Raw genomic sequence first — 1,386 nt, 5'->3', positions numbered from 1 at the left:
TGAACCGTTCCGACTTTCCTGCCGGTGGTTTGTTGGCCGGTGATCAGCCGGCTACTGGTTCTGTGTCAGCGTAGTGTGCTGCTTCGTACTCGGTGGGACTGGTCATGCCCAGACTTGAGTGCAGTCGGCGGTTGTTGTACCACTCAACCCATGCGGCGGTGGCGTACTCGACATCGGAGACCGTCCTCCAGGGGCCGTCGTGGAAGACCTTGGTGCGGATGCACTCGGACTTGTAGAGGCCGTTGATGGTCTCCATCAGTGCGTTGTCGTAGGCGTCCCCGACGCTGCCGATGGAGGGCCTGATGCCCTCGATCTTGAGGTGCTCGGTGAACCGCACGCTCGTATATTGCGACCCGGCATCCGAGTGGTGGATCAGCTGGTCCCGTCCGACGGGGGTGCCTTCGTGGCTGCGGCGCCACAGCGCCATCCTGAGCGGCACGTCGACCAGCTCCACGTCCCGCGTGAGGGAAGCGTGCCAGCCCACGATCTTCTGGGAGAAGCAGTCGACGATGAACGCCACATAGGTGAACGACTGATACGTGCGGACATAGGTGAAATCGGTGATCCACTTCTGGTCCGGGGCCGGGGCGGTGAAGTCCCTGTTCAGCAGGTCTGCCGCCCGGGTGCCGGCCGGGTTGGGGACGGTGGTTCTGGGTCTCTTCCCGCGCACGACGCCGGCCAGCCCGAGCGAGCGCATGGCGCGGTCGACGGCTCCGAACCCGGCCTCGGGCAGCAGCGTGCGGCGGATGAGAGCCAGTATCTTGCGCCGCCCATAGAGCCCTTCCGGAGCCAGCACACGCTGCCCGGCCGCATTGGTGGTGAAGGCCAGCGACCGGACAGCGTCCTCGACCAGGGCGTCACTCACGGTCCGGGCAGCGGGCCCGTTCGTGCCTGCGGCCGGGGCGCACCAGGCTCGCAAGGTTCGTGCCGCGATCTTCAGTCCTGCGGTGTTCAGGGCGATGAGGATCGACTCGACGGCATGACCGGCAGCCTTCATCTCGTCGATGAAGGCCACGATCAGCGGTTTCGGGGGTCGAGTTCCCCCGCGAAGAAAATCGTCGCGGACTTGAGGACTTCGTTCACCTCACGCAGCCGCTTGTTCTCCGCCCGCAGCCTGCGCAGTTCCTCGCGCTCGTCCGTGCTCACGCCCGCGGCCTGGCCGCTGTCGATCTCATGCTGGGTGACCCACCGCCGCACAGACTCCCGCGAGACACCGAGCGACTCGGCGACCTGGACGTGGGCAGCGCGCTCGGAGGAGTACTCCGCGCGATGCTCCATCACCAGCCGCACAGCCTGGCTACGAAGCGTTGAGTCAATCTTCTTGGGCATGGCGCCCATCCTCTCTGCTAGCTCACAACGGAGCGGCAGAGAAGTCGGAACGGTTCA

General features: G+C 65.6%; 1 protein-coding gene. It reads right to left on the bottom strand.

Annotation, left to right across the window (positions count from 1 at the left end; translation table 11 throughout):
* Nucleotides 1–43 precede the first annotated feature (43 nt).
* Nucleotides 44–1,329, bottom strand: a protein-coding gene (locus LUZ64_RS36615; RefSeq protein WP_232390649.1) for an IS3 family transposase whose coding sequence is annotated in 2 segments (ribosomal slippage) — nt 44–1,056 and nt 1,056–1,329 — 1,287 coding nt in all. Because the reading frame shifts where the segments join, the coding sequence is not laid out codon by codon here.
* Nucleotides 1,330–1,386: the final 57 nt, after the last annotated feature.

It is taken from the genome of Streptomyces albireticuli (assembly GCF_021228125.1).
Taxonomy (GTDB): Bacteria; Actinomycetota; Actinomycetes; order Streptomycetales; family Streptomycetaceae; genus Streptomyces; species Streptomyces albireticuli.
This window is presented reverse-complemented; position numbering and strand designations above follow the sequence as displayed.